Annotated in this window: 14 protein-coding genes; 10 read left to right on the top strand and 4 right to left on the bottom strand. The window is 54.7% G+C overall.

The annotated features are described in order from the left end of the window. Positions 1-67 precede the first annotated feature (67 nt). The 9 genes from NTE_RS12885 (at position 68) to NTE_RS16740 (ending at position 11,028) form a co-directional block, all read left to right on the top strand. Complete coding sequence (locus NTE_RS12885; RefSeq protein WP_148701385.1) at positions 68-3,004, top strand: copper resistance CopC/CopD family protein; 2,937 nt, start codon at positions 68-70, stop codon at positions 3,002-3,004. Positions 3,005-3,087: 83 nt separating this feature from the next. Continuing rightward, positions 3,088-3,846, top strand: coding sequence for a hypothetical protein (locus tag NTE_RS12880; protein WP_148701384.1), 759 nt, complete (start codon positions 3,088-3,090; stop codon positions 3,844-3,846). Positions 3,847-3,881: 35 nt separating this feature from the next. Then, complete coding sequence (locus NTE_RS12875; RefSeq protein ID WP_148701383.1) at positions 3,882-5,798, top strand: copper resistance CopC/CopD family protein; 1,917 nt, start codon at positions 3,882-3,884, stop codon at positions 5,796-5,798. Positions 5,799-5,852: 54 nt separating this feature from the next. Continuing rightward, positions 5,853-6,260 (top strand): hypothetical protein, encoded by a 408-nt coding sequence (locus NTE_RS12870; protein WP_148701382.1) that lies wholly within the window; start codon positions 5,853-5,855, stop codon positions 6,258-6,260. A 3-nt stretch (positions 6,261-6,263) separates the two neighbouring features. Beyond that, a complete protein-coding gene (locus NTE_RS12865) occupies positions 6,264-6,782 on the top strand; it encodes a winged helix-turn-helix transcriptional regulator (protein ID WP_148701381.1) in 519 nt (172 codons plus the stop codon). Positions 6,783-6,790: 8 nt separating this feature from the next. Next, positions 6,791-7,318, top strand: coding sequence for a hypothetical protein (locus NTE_RS12860; protein ID WP_148701380.1), 528 nt, complete (start codon positions 6,791-6,793; stop codon positions 7,316-7,318). 165 nt (positions 7,319-7,483) lie between these two features. Continuing rightward, the gene (locus NTE_RS12855; protein ID WP_148701379.1) at positions 7,484-8,053 is read left to right on the top strand and encodes a hypothetical protein; all 570 of its coding nucleotides are present in this window, start codon (positions 7,484-7,486) and stop codon (positions 8,051-8,053) included. 62 nt (positions 8,054-8,115) lie between these two features. After that, on the top strand, positions 8,116-9,048 hold the full coding sequence (locus NTE_RS12850) for a hypothetical protein (protein ID WP_148701378.1): 933 nt from the start codon (positions 8,116-8,118) through the stop codon (positions 9,046-9,048). 75 nt (positions 9,049-9,123) lie between these two features. Further along, a complete protein-coding gene (locus NTE_RS16740) occupies positions 9,124-11,028 on the top strand; it encodes a CFI-box-CTERM domain-containing protein (protein WP_158385555.1) in 1,905 nt (634 codons plus the stop codon). Here NTE_RS16740 and NTE_RS12840 read toward each other — a convergent pair. From NTE_RS12840 to NTE_RS12830, 3 genes are all read right to left on the bottom strand, one after another. Then, a complete protein-coding gene (locus NTE_RS12840) occupies positions 11,011-12,036 on the bottom strand; it encodes a DUF1297 domain-containing protein (RefSeq protein ID WP_148702170.1) in 1,026 nt (341 codons plus the stop codon). The two genes, NTE_RS16740 and NTE_RS12840, sit on opposite strands and share 18 nt — an antisense overlap. Positions 12,037-12,156: 120 nt before the next feature. Beyond that, complete coding sequence (locus tag NTE_RS12835) at positions 12,157-12,576, bottom strand: DUF7475 family protein (protein ID WP_148701377.1); 420 nt, start codon at positions 12,574-12,576, stop codon at positions 12,157-12,159. Then, positions 12,566-13,453 (bottom strand): carboxypeptidase-like regulatory domain-containing protein, encoded by an 888-nt coding sequence (locus NTE_RS12830; RefSeq protein WP_148701376.1) that lies wholly within the window; start codon positions 13,451-13,453, stop codon positions 12,566-12,568. The genes NTE_RS12835 and NTE_RS12830 overlap by 11 nt, the downstream gene beginning before the upstream one ends. A 95-nt stretch (positions 13,454-13,548) precedes the next feature. Between NTE_RS12830 and NTE_RS12825 the strand changes: the two genes are divergently transcribed. Continuing rightward, positions 13,549-14,370: a helix-turn-helix transcriptional regulator gene (locus NTE_RS12825; RefSeq protein WP_148701375.1), complete on the top strand. Its 822-nt coding sequence runs from the start codon at positions 13,549-13,551 to the stop codon at positions 14,368-14,370. Positions 14,371-14,462: 92 nt separating this feature from the next. On the opposite strand, the gene NTE_RS12820 is transcribed toward NTE_RS12825, so the two are convergent. Next, entirely contained in the window at positions 14,463-15,092 is a 630-nt protein-coding gene (locus NTE_RS12820; RefSeq protein ID WP_148701374.1) for a QcrA and Rieske domain-containing protein, read from the bottom strand. Positions 15,093-15,651 lie beyond the last annotated feature (559 nt).

Below are 15,651 nucleotides of genomic sequence, written 5' to 3'. Positions count from 1 at the left end.
ATTGTTCGGGGTTTGTACCATAAAGTAAGCAAGAGTCAAATATGGTCCGGCACTTATTACAATTGCCTTGTCTGTTCGGCCATCGCTGCTGTACGTTCTTGCCGCTTCCTTACTGGCGGTGACGCTTGCCTTTGCAATCATGCCGCCGCAGCAGTCCTTTGCCCACCCGATAACTGTAAGCTCTTCCCCAAAGCCGTTTCAGAGCCTGTCTTCCTCACCACCTGAAGTGACAGTCTCGTTCACAGAGCCGATAGAGCTTTCGTACAGCACGATATCCGTGCTTGGACCCGACGGATCACGAGTTGACAAGAACGACCCGCACCTTGTGAACGGCGATACTGCGAGCCTCGGAGTATCTCTGCAGCCAAACCTGCCTGACGGCGTCTATACCGTCACCACGAGGGTGCTTTCTGCAGTTGACGGCCACGTGGTAGAAGGCGCATTTACGTTTGGGATTGGAACCGCAGTCACGCCTTCCGTGGGCCCTACGGCAGCACCTTCGCAGGTCCTGTCTCCGCTAGAGTCAGCGTCAAGGTTCCCCGGCATGGTAGGCCAGGTTATCGTAGTCGGCGCAGCGTTTGGCTCGCTGTGGCTGTGGAGGCCGCTTTCTCGCGTGCCGTGGCTTGCAAGCGCAATATCCTCTCAACGCGCCGCAATCGACCGCAAGATGGTAAAACTCATCATAATCGGCGCGGCAATCGTGATTGGCTCAAACTTTGCCATGATAGCCGTGCAGGCAATCGACATCAACGCGGGGATAGCCCAGGCGATAGCGACCAAGTTTGGCAACGTATGGACTACGCGCATGATCGAGTCGTCAATTCTCATGATAATTACGGTGTTTGTGTACCGCAAGCTGGCCAGGACCGGCGGGCTTCCAACCAAGGCCGAGATGCTTGCAATACTCGTAATGGGCCTTGCGGTGCTCGTGACATCAAGCCTGATAGCGCACGGCGCGGCCACCGGACAGATAGCTGCCATCCTGCTTGACTTTTTCCACAACACGGCGGCCAGCATCTGGATAGGCGGCCTGATACTGATGGGCTTTGTGGCGGTGCCAAAAATCCTTGCGATGGCCGACGAGCGCGCAAGGGCTGCGGCAGTTTCCATCCTGATACCGCGCTTTTCAACCATAGTAGTCACGATACTTGGCATCTCTATCATAACCGGGCCCCTCCTGCTGTTCCTCATCGAGAGCGACCTTTCATTGACGCTTGCATCCACGTACGGCAAGGTCCTTGCGATCAAGCTGGCGCTTGCCGGCGTGATGGTCGCAATGGGCGGGTACTCGCAGTTTGTCATACAGAAAAAGGCGATGGTCGCAATGGTCGGGGGCTCTTCCGTCCAGTCAAACGGCTACGGTCGCTTTGCCAAGAGCCTGAAGGCAGAGGCCGGAGTCGGAATAGCGCTGCTCCTCATGGTGTCGATAATGGCCAACAGCTCGCTTCCCGCTGGCGAGTTCCCCCAGTACGGCAAGCAGCCAGTGGACCAGCAGGCGGCGTTTGCAGCTACTTCGCAGCAACAAACGGCAGCAGCGGCATCTACAAAATTCACCCAGACGCTGTACGCTCCTTCCGGCAGTGTAAACCTCGGTATAGACCCGTTTGCGGTGGGCCAGAACAGGTTTACGCTTGCGTTCTCTGGAAGCGACGGCAAGCCGGCGACGGACGTAAATGCTGCAACTATAAAGCTGACGCAGGTTGAAAAGGGAATAGGCCCGATAAACATCAACGCTACGCGCCAGCAGGACGGCACGTTCGTCGGAGACGCGGCGTTCAGCCTGCCTGGCATGTGGTCGATACAGGTGGAAGGCGTGCGCTCCTCTTCGTCAAACATCGTGGCAAGCCTTGACATCCCCGTCAGGCCAGCGATATCCAGCCTTGGCTTTGAGGTCAAGGAGTACAAGACGCCAGAAAGTAGCAAACCCTTGTTCCCCATATTTGATGCAAAACGCCAGTCGATATGGGCCGGCGACCAAACAATTGGCTCTGGAAGGATATGGCAGTTCGATATAGCGACCGGCAAATATACTGTGCACAACTTGACCGGCGGGGTCAATATTGCATCGATAGTAAGGCTTGGAAGCGATGGCAAGATATGGTACATAGACCCTACCAAGTATCTTCTTGGACAGTACGATCCTGATACAAAGACGAACCGCAATTTCCCCCTGCCAGAAAAGGGCATAATAGCCGGACTTGCAATCGACAACGATGGAAATGTGTGGATGCCCGTAACAGAGTCGAACAAGGTATTCAAGTTCGAGCCTGCATCCGGCAAATTCACTGCATTTAACATACCGACACCTCAGTCAGGGCCTGTAAACATTACCGTTGACCGTGACGGCAAACTCTGGATGCCTGAATCCGCGGTTGGCAAGATCGCCATGATAGACCCTGCCACCGGCAACATCACAGAATACGCACCAAAAGGCTCAAACAAGCTCGTGGTGCCTACTTCCATATTCCCTGATCCAAACGGCCACGACCTCTATATCACCGAGCATGAAGGTCACACTGTCACAGCGTTCAACCCGCTCTTTGAGACGTTCCACGAGTATCCTGCCCTGAACAGCGCCGGCCTGCCCTTTGGAATGGCGGCTGACAGCTATGGCAACATATGGGTCGCCCAGCACACGATAGACCGGGTTGCAGTATTCGATCCAAGGACCGGCGCAAGCACCGAGGCCAAGATACCGACCTCTGGTTCATTCGTCCAATACCTAGTCGCTGACGACAAGGGCAAGATCTGGTTTGCAGAGCAGCAAGGATCTGCGCTTGGAAGCATCACGATAACTGCCAAGCCATCTTCGCCGGCGCCGCAGCCTGGCAACAACGGCACGCCTGAAGAAGCAAAAAGCCCCGTAACCAACATCGGCTTTTCGCTTGCCGACCTGGCAGGACCTGCAATAGCCGCCGGCATCGTGATAAGCGCACTGATGTACGCCAAGAGCGAGATGGACTTGAAGCGCAACGTCCGTACGGCTATGAGAAACCTGCACTAACTTCTTTTTTTCTTTTTTAAAATAATAGTGCATTCGCCGGATGTACCACTTTTCTTAAATTTTCTATAACACGCAATACATCCATGAAACTCGCAGTAATTATAGCTGGGACAGTAGCGGTCGCGCTTCTCTTGGCAGGCGCTTTTACGGCACCGGCCTTTGCGCACCAGCGCCAGCTCTATACGATAGGCGGCAAGGACTACTTGATAGTAATAGGCTCGCTCAACGAGCCGGCGTTTGTTGACGACAAGACTGGAGTTGACCTTCGCGTCCTCAACGCAGACCCGAGCGACCCGATGAACTCTCGCGCGGCGGGGGCGACTCCTGTCACCGGCCTTGAGCAGACGCTAAAAGTCGAGATAGGGGCGGGAGACAAAAAGAAAGAGATGCCACTAGAGCCCGTGTTCAATTCGCCGGGCCAGTACAGCGCGCCATTCTACCCTACCATTGCGACGACGTACACGTACCACATTTTTGGGACGATAAACAACACGCCGGTCAACCTCACGTTCTCGTGCACGCCTGCAGGTGAGGCTGGCGCGCAGTCAAACAACTCGACTGTCACGGTGTCAGAAGGCGTAGTGAGAAAGGGAGTAACTGGGGGCTATGGTTGCTTTGAGCAGCGCACTGACGCAGGGTTCCCCGAGCCGTACATGCAGAACAACGACGTGAGCAAGGCCATAACGCAGCTCCAGAGCGACGTGGCATCCGTCAAGGCGCCGACTACAGCAACATCAAGCAACAATGACGGTGGCAACATGATGATGGCGTGGGCAGGAGTCGGCCTTGGCATAGTGGGCATAGCGATAGGCGCAGTGGCAGTGGCGCGGCGGGGCAAGTAAAGCCGCATCTCTTTTTTTCGTGTGCTAAAAGAGCCATGTCGAGCCATCGCCTGTCCTTCCTCGTTATTTTTGCGCTGGCAGCTCTTGCGCTACTGCTGCCTACAGTAGAGCCTGCGTTTGGCCATGCGGTGCCGGCGAAATATTCCATTGGGCCAAACGCGCAGTTCCATGAAAAGTCCGAGCTTCCGCGACAGCTTGCAATATCCTTTTCAGAGCGCCCGGACCCAAAGGTAAGCTACATCCGAGTCGCAGACGCGCAGGACCAGCGCGTCGACAACAACGACTTTTCAGTCATTGGCGAAAACGGCAGGCAGGCCGCTGTGACAATCGACACGAACAAGGTCAAGGACGGGATCTACACCGTGTCATGGTTTACGATGTCACTTGACGACGGGCACATCACGGAAGGCGCATACGTCTTTGGCGTGGGCCACGAGGTAATGCCGCAGCAGCAGACGCCAAGCGAGACGCGGTACGTCACGTCGTCTGAAGACGCGCTTGCCAAGTGGCCTCTGCTGGTGGCGCAGGCGGCAATAGTCGGCGGGGCGATGGCACACGCGATCCTGCAGAAAAAGCTTGAAGGCCGTCCGTCTCGCAGGTTTTCAATCATCCTGCTTGCAAGCGCAGGCGCCATGGCCGCGTCTGCCACCGTAATCATGCTCTTGCAGGCCGGCAACCTTGCCGTGGCAGCTGGCGCTCCACTTGGGCAGGCCGTACAGTCGCTTGTTGCAACCTCGCCTGCCGGCGCCGTGTGGCTAATCCGGCTTGCAACATCTGCAATAGTGGCCGGCGCGATTTTTGCCTACATGGTGAAGAAAAATGGCAGCAAACTGCTGCTATTGTATGCCGCGCTTGCGGCAGGCGCGGTCTCGCTGTTCTCAAACAGCATACTGAGCCACAACTCTGCCGCGCCGTTTCTGCCCGCGCTTGCGATCGCGCTTGACTGGACGCATTTTATGGCAGTGTCTGCGTGGGTCGGGGGCCTGTTCTACCTGGCAGCCGTGTTTGCGCCGGCGACGCGGCAGTCTCCGCGCCAGCTTGCGACTGCGCTTCCAACCTTTTCGCTTGTGGCCACCGCGTCGCTTGGGGTCATCGGCGTGACTGGGATCTACATGGCATGGGTCCACCTGCACATGCTGGACTCGCTCTTTTCCACGCCGTACGGGACGAGCCTTGCGATAAAGCTTGCAGCCGCCCTCCCCATGGTCCTCCTTGGCGCATACCACCAGCTGAGGCTGCACCGGGAACTGGTCGTGATTGCAAAAAGATCAGGCCGCCGCCAGCAAGAATATGCCGCCACGGCGCGCTTTGGCCGGACCATCAAGGCCGAGGCGCTTGTCGGGATAGGCGTGCTCCTTGCCGCGTCGTTTCTCACGATAACGTCGCCTCCAATGCAGGCGGCCATGGAGCAGCCAGGCCAGCATTTTATGCACCAAGTGAACATAGCCGGCACGGATGTCGCGCTGGAGATATCGCCCTTCCAGCCGGGCGTCAACACGTTTACAGCCACGCTCTTGGAAGGAGACGGCAAGCCTCCGCAAAACATTGCAAGCGTGGTGCTGCGGTTTACAAACGTGAACGCCGGGGTGGGGCCGCTGGTAGTCACGCTGCAAAAAGCCGGCGACGGCAGTGTTTATTCGGCCACCGGAGGCTATTTGAGCCAGGCAGGCGAGTGGAAGATAGACTTTATAGCGCAGAGGATAAACGCGTACGACCTGAACCACAGCTTTGTCGCAAACCTTGGCAACGGGTCGACGACAACAATGATGCCCGGAATGGCAACGATGCCGGGAATGGAAAACAATAACAACCCTAAAGAAATGCCTATGCCAAGCTTTGACTCGTTTGCGGCCCTTGCGATGGGTCTTGCCGCAGCCGTGGCCGGCGGGAGCGCATTCTATGCAAGGCAGAGCAGGATACAGATGAAAAAGACGCTTGCCGCCCTGAGCTAGTTCTGGTTTTGTACCAATCCCTTTATTAGGCCAGAACCACCAATTTATTGGTGGATGCAGACGGGTAGCAACCAGCCTGTTCAGGAGGCGACGGCTTCAAAGCCGCTGGTATTTGGGCTCACCGCAGCCATAGTGGTAGGCATCATTGCGCCTCTAGTGCTCCCGCACGTCCTGCACCCGTCGATATTCTTCCACATAATACTGCACATCGCAAGCCTCGTGATAGCCACGTTTCTGAGCGTCGTCTCGCTGACTGCGTACATGCGCGCTGGCGGTGCAAGGACACTGTACATGACGCTTGGGTTCATCGCGCTTGGGGTATCTGAAGTGTTTTACCTGTTCCAGGCAGCGGGGCTCTTGTTCTTCCTGAACATGCCAAATCTTGATATAGAATTCCCGCACATAATCGTGCTTGGAATGCTCAGCCTGTTTGGGCTTGGAGTGCTCAAGGTGAACAAATAGGATATGGAAGAACTATCTGAAACCGTCAGCGCCCAGGACCTCCTCTTGAAGCTTATCGAGCGTGAGCCGGGCATCCGCTACCGGGAACTCTTGCGGTCTACCGGCTTTGCAAACGGCGTGCTGACATATCATCTGTCGGCGCTTGAAAGGGCAAGCGTGATAAGGGTGGATAGGCAGCAGGCGCGAATCACCCGCTACTATCCGGTCAACGTGCCGGAAAGCGAGTCGCAGGTGCTGGGCTACATCAGGCACGAGCCAATACGCGAGATAGTGTCGTTTGTGCTGTCGCAGGACATGTGCACTTTTGCAGAAATAGTCGAGCACACGGGCAAGGCGCCTTCCACCATTTCGGCGCACCTAAAGCGGCTAAAGGACGCCGGCATCCTGTCCGTCAGGTATGGCGAGTACCAGCTGTACAGCCTTGCAAACAAGGAGCTCATCGCCGACGTGCTTTCCAAGTACCGCCAGACCTTTGCCGACAAGGTCGTCGACAATTACGTTGAAATGTTGGACGAGCTCTAGCATAGCTGTTGTTGTTGCTAAAGTCGCTTGCCTGTGCAATAGCCCTTGCAGCCGTCTTTATGTTGATAGTTGCCAAGCCGGCTTTTGCCGACCCGCTAAAGAACGCCATGTACAAGCAACGCATAGGCAACTATCAATTTGATGTTGCCACCGAGCCGGCCAAGCTTGTATCCGGCGTGCCTGCAAAGGTGGTGATGAGGATCTCCGGCGTCAACGGCGACGACCTGGTGGACGTGCCGGTAAAGATAAGGCTGGTAAAGGATGGCGCTGAAGTCGCAACGGCCGGCCCAATAGTGATTCCGTACGGCCACTATGCGTACGACCGCACCTTTGCAGAGCCGGGCAAGTACGTGCTTTACGCCGACCTCATGGACAATGCCTACAGCGGCCAGACACTGACGTTTACGTTCATACTCAACGTGGCCGGGCCAAACGACTTTTACCTCTACACCGTGGCGCCCGGAATCGGAGCGGCAGGGGCAGCGGCCGCGGGCGCAATAGTGATAATTCGAAGCAGAAGAAAGTCAAAAGCTTGACTACACGGAAGGGGAAGAGGAGGAGAAGAACAAGTTCCCCACTCCGTGTAATGAACAGGCGTATATGCATATTTTTTCTGTGCGCAGCGATCTGGCGCTGCAGAATAATTGTGCCCTGCACAGATATTAGCAATTGTGGTTCATCCGGCAGATGTACTAACATAGTTGAAATATGCAAAGCGCCAAAACAAACAGAGACTGATGCTGTTGCTGCTGCCTCTGCGCTTCCTTGCAATAATCGTCACGCTCTTTTCTGCAGGTGTGTTCTTTTTTGCCCCGGCGTACGCCCACTTTTTTGGCGCCACAAAGCAAGTGGATAACTACCAGATAGTGTTCCAGCCGTACCCTTCAAGCCCCATAATTGGAACCAACTCTACCCTCAACTTTAGCGTGCTTGCCAATGACGGCAACAACCTCTACAACGTCTACACATCGGTGGTAATTGCAGACAAGCGTACGGGCAACCCAATATACCAGGAGCCTTACCGCCTGTCTGAGATAAGCGACGTTACCACCCGCTACAGGTTTGACACGCCAGGCGACTATGTAGTGACCTTGCAGACCCGCATCCCCGGCGATGCGAAATACGCGTCGCAGCCGCTTGCGGCAAGCTTTGACGTCACGGCGTTTCCGCCCGGCATCCCGCTTGATGAACTGCTACTATACTACGTGACGCCTGCCGCGGTCGTGATCGCTGGCATCGCAGTCTATTTGCACTCTAAAAACAAGATATAAAGTACAGTTACTTCGGCCGGTGTACTAGAACCCTAATTAAAGGATAGTATATTTCTACATTTATGGAAAGGAAAAGCACCACCGCACTCTTGCTTGCGGCCATGATGGTGGGCGGACTGGCCTATGCATCTGCAGGACAGCAGAGGGCGTTTGCACACAACTTCTCCGGCGACGAAAGCGCCGCGTTTCTTGCGAATGTCGACACGCTAAAGATTCATCTCATGCTTGTAGGCGGCAACTACGTGGGCAACCACGACTCTGCCAGGCAGCACGCCGAGCATGCAGCCGAGCATCTGAGCGCGGCTACCATCAAGGAAATAGCCGAGCGGAACCAGAGGCTTGGAACGGACCTCCCTGCAGCTCTGGGAAAGCTAAAGACCTCTGTTGAAGGCAACAGCCCGAGGTCCGAAATCGTCCAGCAGATAAAGGACATCAACGGCCTGCTTGGCGAGACTGTCGCTGCCAGGATTGATAAAAGCCAGTTGACCAACTCGACCGTGAACGCGCTGGTATTTGCAGATCTGGTAAACGAAATTCTGGAATCGTACCAGGGTGCCTACGGCGTAATGGAAGAAGGGGATCACGATCATTCTAGCGGCAGCATGAACATGACTGGTAGCAGTAGCAGCGCGATGGAAGAAGGAGCGCACGACAAGGTTGTCAACATGCCGGCGTACCAGTCTGCCAGGTGGCTTGCACTAAAGGCGTCAAGCATGTACTACAAGCTAAGCGCAGTTGCGCCAGCTGGTTCTGAAGCCTCTATGGCCAAACTAAGGTCCGGGCTGGACGAGTTAAAGAACGCCGTTGACGGCCAATCATCTCTTGAAGCAGTGACTGTGATCGTGCACGGCAAGGTACACCAGAACCTTATGGATGCGTTTAGCCTGCCGATGGAAGAAGAAGGGTCAAGCAGCGATCATGATCAAGAGACAGAGATATCTGGAAACATGACCGGCAACATGACGGGCAGCATGGAAGGGAACATGACTCAGTAGTAACAGAGAGGAGGGCAGCAACTGCCCTTTTACTCTTTTATATTACAAATCTTTATTTTGCCTTTTTGCGTCTTGATGTCCGTGAAGCGTTACCTGGCGCCCCTTTTGCTGGCGACGCTGGTATTTTTTAGTGGCTCTACGTTGAGCGCATACGGACACGGCGTTGGCACCGACAAATCGCTTCCTGTGGCGATAGGGGGCAGGCAGGTGGCGGTGGAGGCGTCGCTCTCTCCAAACGACATCGATACCGCCGGCAAGGCACAGCCGACTCTCATGATAAGGACGCTTGACGCTGGCAACAACGCTACTATTGCCGGCATTGACTACCATGTTACTGTGGCAAAAGACGACAAGATACTTCTCGACCAGGAATTCCACTCGTCCGATGGAATAGTGTTTGCAAAGCTGACTCCCGATGCAAGCGCCAAGGTGGCGCAAGTAAACGGCCAGGCAAATCCTGACAGGGTAAATGTCAGCAAGGACGCGCCCGTGGAAATAAAGAGCATGATGATGTCAGACGGCGGGCTGTACAAGATAGCAGTCACGCTGCAAGGCTCAAGTACTGGCTTGCAGGTAGGGTCGGACCAAACGTTTGATTTGTACGTCAGCGTCTCTAGCACCCAGGACTTTACCGTCCAGACCGCTGAAGGGAACCAAAAGATGTCTGTCAAGACCTACTATGCTGACGCTTCCAGCCTTGACTACGACAGGGCTACAAATTCCATCTCTTTTTCGATGCCGTTTAACTGGAGCTCCACCTATGTATCGCAGGTGCCGGTCGTGCACATGGAGCTAGAGTTCCCAAAGGCCCTGAAGGAGCTGCAGGTAAACGGCTACCACGGCTACGCCAATGGAAAGGAACTCCCAATAGACGCAGTGCTCATCGACGACTATTCTTCTGAGGATCTGCGCCTGGTCCACTTTGTGCTCAACAACGACAGGCTGACAAGCATCCCTGCCTCGGGCGGTAGCAGTGGTAATGGCACGATAGACTTTGTGCTAAAAACATCGGAAAAACCCAAGTTCCCGCTCGACCTGCTCTCTACCACGCAAAAATACCTCTGGGAGATGTCGTGGGGTCCGGAGGTGATAGAGTCAGGCGTACCAACCACGTTTGTCATGAATCTCCAGAACAATCAGGCGACGGGTGGCATGAGCACCCTCCTTGAAAATGCAGCTTTTGACTTTGTCATAACCAAGGACGGGCAGGAGGTCTACCGCCAGCACCTGACATCCGGCATGGGCACATTTACAACCCAGTATGCGTTCCCTGCGGCAGGCAGCTATAGCGTGACGGCACAAAAGATAAACGGTGAAAACGAGTCTGCCAAAATAGATGTGGTGGTGCTGCAGGGCGACAACACCAACAACCCTGCACCGTCCCAGTCGCAACAGCAACAACAAAAGCCGTCCGGCTGTCTTATCGCAACGGCCGCGTTTGGCTCTGAGCTTACGCCGCAGGTGCAGTTCCTGAGAGGGTTCAGGGACGATTATGTGCTAAAATCAATGTCCGGCTCGGCCTTTATGGACGTCTTCAATACAGTCTACTACTCTTTCAGCCCGCAGGTGGCAGACTATGAAAGAGAGCAGCCGTGGCTTCAGGCAACAGTAAAAGCAGCGGTGTATCCTTTATTTGGGATACTGATGGCGTCAGAGCAGGCGTTTTCAAGTGCGGGCGGGGGCGAGGGTGGAACCATTCTCGCTGGCGCAGTCGCAAGTACTCTTATCGGCGCCGTCTATGTTTCGCCGTTGGCAGCTGGCGCGGCAATAGCTGCAAGGAAAAAGGTCAACCTGCGGATTGTTGCAATTGCCGCACTAGCCGCGGCAGGCGCCCTCACTGCAACGCTTGCAGCCCTTGCGGCGGGCTCTGCTTTGGCGCTATCAATAACGACGCCGGCGTTTGTAGTCGCGCTTGCGGCAGCGGCGGCCCTTGCAGTGGTACGGCTCGTGCAAAAGAAAATATCACGTGACGATGCTTGAAAGGCAGTTCTTTCTCTTTGCCATCTTGACTTCGCGGGCGATTCTTCTGCCCATGCTCATAGGCTCGTCATAGAGCAAGCCAGAGTACGGCGAGCCGTCCACGTACAGGTTCGTCCCGGCAACTATTCTTGCGGAAAACTCAAACGTGGTGAACCTGCCCTCGCTGTCGTACACGCCTTCAAGGCAGAACGGCCCGGGCATTCCCGGCTTGACCAGCCGCTCGGCTGCCCTGCAAAAGCTCTCGCCCATCTTGTACACCTCGTCAAGGAGCGACTCTCGCAGGACAAGTGGTATGTTGCCGACGACCGTGTACGAGGGCTCGCCTCCTGCTCCCAACTGTTGTTTGGCCGGTATCCTTCCAATGCCGTCAATGTCCGACTCGTAGCGCCTGTCAACACCCAGCAACTCTAGGGACTTTGTCACAGGAGAATAGAAATACTGCAGGTACACCGGCACGCCCCTTATGAATTCCTGGATGTAAAGGTCCTGCTCTCCCCTTATCATGCCCTGCTGTACAAGCCTCTTTGCGCCTTCCTCAAAGCTCTCGCGGTTCCACGCAAGGTAGTAGCCCCTGCCGCCGGCTGCGCCGTGCAACTTTACTATGCAGAGGCCGCTTATCTTGTCTTTGGATTGTACTGGCCTTGGGGTGCGCAGCCCTGCCTCTTCCATCAGTTTCTGCTTCATCTCCCTGTCGGCCTCCCAGCGCAGTATCCACTTGTTGCCAAATACCGGGGTCTCTATTTTCTCTATCTCGTCGCTTGACATCTGCGAAATGAGCGTGCCGTGCGGGATTATGATGGCGTCCTTTTTCTTTAGCGCGGCCTTGCACCTGTCGCCGGCCACCTCTGAAAACTTGTCGACTATTATCATGTCGTCGATAAAGCCAAACCTCTCATAAAGGCCGACGCGCTTTTTCTCGCATACAAGGAGCGTGCGAAAGCCCTCGTCCTTTGCGCCCTTTAACACCTGTAGCGCGCAGTGCGAGCCAAGGGTTGCAATGGTGGTGATTTTTTTAGCTTTGTTGTTGGTGTTTGCCAAGACGGATACGCGTCTTGGTTGTACCGGACGGGAGGTTAAAATCCTTCTTGCCAAGAAGAAAAAAAGCGGCAGACGAAGAGGGAGAGAGGATCAGGCGGCGGCGCGCCTGCGCCTGCTCTCCATCACAAGAATGGCCACAGCGAGGCCGATAAACGCAAATTGCGCTATCTCTGTGACTGCACCCATCGCGTTTAATGGTCCGCCCCTTCCGGTGATCGGGTTTCCCGGCATCCTCGTGACAAAGTATATCGCCACCAGGACAGCCGTCCCTGCGATTCCTACCGCGTACCACGGCCTGCCCCATCTCTTTATCATCGGCACGACCCAGAAGAGCTGGGCTATTCCTGAGACGATAAAGAACACGCCCGTGTTTGCGTTAAAGCCGAGCGTGCCCGGCCCCATGTACAGGTGCAGTATCCCCGCGATTGCAGTCGCGCCTGCCGCCGCATAGTACAGCCACCTTGAGGTAGCCGTCGTAGTTGCCGCCCGCGTGTTGTTGTTAGTAGGCAAAGTCGAGACGGTGCTCCGAACCGCTTCCGACCACGAACCCGTTGACTGCCCTGTTTGTCCCGTCTGGGTACGCCGCTATGATGACATAGTTGCCTGGGGGCAAGTCCAAAAAGTACTGGCCGTTTACAGACACAAACGCGTTTGCGTGGTGCCCCGTGTTTTGCTCTGCAGCTATCACGCTTGCGCCGATTGCCGGCAGACCTCCCGGGCCTGCGACAAAGCCGTGCACTGCGCCCGGCACCCCTGGAATCGTGGCGGCGGTGTTTGCGCTGTTGCTTCCTCCTCCGACATTGGCGTTTGGAAGCATCCCCCCGCTTATGACCCAGCCTGCAATTATAACTGCGCCAATGATTCCTGCAGCTGTATACACTGCAATTCTCAGGTTGCTAGTCTTTTTTTCGTGCTCTGCGTACCGGGGCACTTCTTTCTCAGGTGGGCTTCCGCGCCCGCTTGCGGCTCCCCTCGTATTTTCAATTTCCCTGTGCTCGTGCGACGCGCCGTACGCGCCAATCCCGCCCGTGTACTCGCCCGTGACCTCCAAGACGTCGTCAGAGTCCGAGATCTCTTTTAGTATCTTCAAGTTGAGTTTCTGGTTTGTCACATAGTGCGTGCCGTTGTCGTATATGGCCGGACTCATTCCAGTCTTTTCAATGATGTACCTCCTGACCTTTTCCGTGTCAAGGCCGGGCCTAGTAAACACCTCCACCATGAATATCGGGTCAGGGTTGGACGGGTTTTCCATCTGGCGCAGGAGGAGCTCGTCTATCAATTCGGGATCGACCTTTGGCAGGTATTCTTTGTACTTTCTCTGCAGTTCTGCAAACTGCCCTCTTATTTCAAACTCTCCTGTTGTCATGTTGTACCTGTAATATGGCAATAGTGTGATGATATTCCCTCCTCAACAAGAGGTCGCAACCCTTGCGTGGCCTGCTTAACTTTTAACAAAGCTGCTGAAAGTCTTAATTAGCGCCGATGCACTCTAGTATCCCTGTGGACGGTTCTGACGAGCCTGTCGAGGCCGCCAGCCTGTTCATGGAGTTAGCAAGCGAGACGCGCTGCGCCATAATCGCGTCGGTAGCAAACAGGCCTGCAAAGCTAAGCACTCTTGCGAGGGAGCTTGGGGTTACAGTGCAGGATGTGCACCGGAACGCCAACAGGCTGCTAGAGTCGGGAATCCTTGAAAGGAGGGACGGCGAGTTTTACCTGAGCGAGTTTGGCCGGGCAATAACGATGCAGCTGCCGTATTTCCGGTTCATGAAAAAACATTCACGGTTTTTTCAGGAACACACGCTTGCATTCCTTCCAGACAAGTTTGTGCACCGGATGGGCGCCCTTGAAAAGTGCAGGATGGTCGAGACCGTGACCGTCGTGATGCAGGACCTGAAAAAACTAGAGATGTCGGCCACAAGGCAGCTCAAGGTAATGGTCTCGCAGGCGTGGCCAGAGGAGGGCCAGATACTCATCGACAGGGCAAGAAGGGGAGTGGAGCTCCGGACCATCATAGGGTGCAACACCGTGTTTCCGCAGAACGTGATGGATGAAATCATACCGGCGATGGCCAAGCTTACCTCTGCAAACGCCATCGAGCAGCGGATGGTGGACAAGGTAAGCACCGCCCTGTACATCGCAGACGGGCGGGCGGCGATAATGTTCCCAAACGCCAAGGGAGAGGTGGACATGGGCGCGATGCTGGCCGGGGACAGCCCCGAGTTCGTCGAATGGTGTACAGACCTGTTCGACCACGCATGGCTGCATGCCGGGCCGGCCGACGTCAGGAAGGCAAAGATAGTTTAGATCGAGTCCCAGCCCGACATGGCATCAACAGCGACTTGCTTTGAGCCCGGATGTGATATTATTACATATATTGTACGTACATGCTTCTGCCATCACTGATTCAAAAACCTTCCATATCCTACTATCCCGTTTCCATTTACGCTCCAGTTGGCTGGTTTTATCCAGATGTCTCCTTTCTCGTCTGCTTCTAAATCCAGTTCGGGAAGTACGTTTGTTGGAGGAGCCTGCAGCGACGCCGGCCCTGCAAATGCCTTGCCATTCATCGGGTCGTACATGCTGCCGTGGCAGGGGCATTCTCCTCTCTTGCGGCCCGGGTCTGGAAAGTACTTCCAGAGGCACCAGAGGTGGAGGCAGACAGAGCTGTACATCCGAAATGCCGAGACGTCGTTCTTGGTGCCTCCAAGTTCTTCCGGGAGTCTTATGAACTGCCACGTGCGGAACGCTTCTTGATTGAGCACTTCATCATTGGTCTTTGGGTATATTACCACTTGCGAAGAATTTACGGGAAAAGTATTCACATTGGCCTGCGAGCCGTCTGGAAGTTCTGCCTTGGCCTTTGCGGGTACGTTTGTCTGAGGGTTGGGGAGGAACTTGCCCCAGTCTACAAACGGCGCAAACGTGAAAACCGTGCCCACTGCTACCATCAATTTTAGAAAATCTCTTCTGGATGTCTTTGGATTCCAGCCACCACCGGTATTACGACCGGACTTGACCTCCTTCATTTAGGCACACATACAGAATTCCCACAACGATGCAAAAAAGATTGCTTAACTTGAAAACAGCTGAATCTTCCTCATCAATATTATGGCGCATCTTTGCTGCAGCAAGCGACAGTACGTTGATGCTATCGCCGGATTATCAATCTCTTCGAAGTAATCTCATTCTTGAACTTCAAACAGGGAGATAGTCCTCTCCGTCGCTTGTAGTAAAAAATGGATATGATAATGATGATGTGGAATCCGTAAATAAGCTGATGAATCTACCGGCATGAGCCATTTTGGATGATGAAATTGATGCATCCAAAAGTCATCTCTCTCTCTCTCTCTCTCTCTGATTAATGAAAAGAGTCGTGAGCTATTAAGAATTGTGAGATGCTGATAGAATAGATTCTTGCCCGATAGGCAACAATGCATCAAGTTATGTAACAACATATGTACATACGTACCTAATCTTTGCTAGTCTTGCTTCAATTGAAAGTCGCGCTTTTCGCTCCACGCATATGCGCAGATGCATAAAAAGAAGTAGCGATGCACAAAGCAGAATTTGCGCTTGTTTTTACTA

Source organism: Candidatus Nitrososphaera evergladensis SR1 (assembly GCF_000730285.1).
In the GTDB taxonomy this organism is placed as follows: Archaea; Thermoproteota; Nitrososphaeria; order Nitrososphaerales; family Nitrososphaeraceae; genus Nitrososphaera; species Nitrososphaera evergladensis.
This window is presented reverse-complemented; position numbering and strand designations above follow the sequence as displayed.

Coding starts and splice junctions, on each gene's coding strand:
- NTE_RS16740 (WP_158385555.1), top strand. CDS start 9,124: ATGTCCGTGAAGCGTTACCTGGCGCCCCTTTTGCTGGCGACGCTGGTA.
- NTE_RS12820 (WP_148701374.1), bottom strand. CDS start 15,092: ATGAAGGAGGTCAAGTCCGGTCGTAATACCGGTGGTGGCTGGAATCCA.
- NTE_RS12850 (WP_148701378.1), top strand. CDS start 8,116: ATGGAAAGGAAAAGCACCACCGCACTCTTGCTTGCGGCCATGATGGTG.
- NTE_RS12875 (WP_148701383.1), top strand. CDS start 3,882: ATGTCGAGCCATCGCCTGTCCTTCCTCGTTATTTTTGCGCTGGCAGCT.
- NTE_RS12825 (WP_148701375.1), top strand. CDS start 13,549: ATGCACTCTAGTATCCCTGTGGACGGTTCTGACGAGCCTGTCGAGGCC.
- NTE_RS12865 (WP_148701381.1), top strand. CDS start 6,264: ATGGAAGAACTATCTGAAACCGTCAGCGCCCAGGACCTCCTCTTGAAG.
- NTE_RS12880 (WP_148701384.1), top strand. CDS start 3,088: ATGAAACTCGCAGTAATTATAGCTGGGACAGTAGCGGTCGCGCTTCTC.
- NTE_RS12870 (WP_148701382.1), top strand. CDS start 5,853: ATGCAGACGGGTAGCAACCAGCCTGTTCAGGAGGCGACGGCTTCAAAG.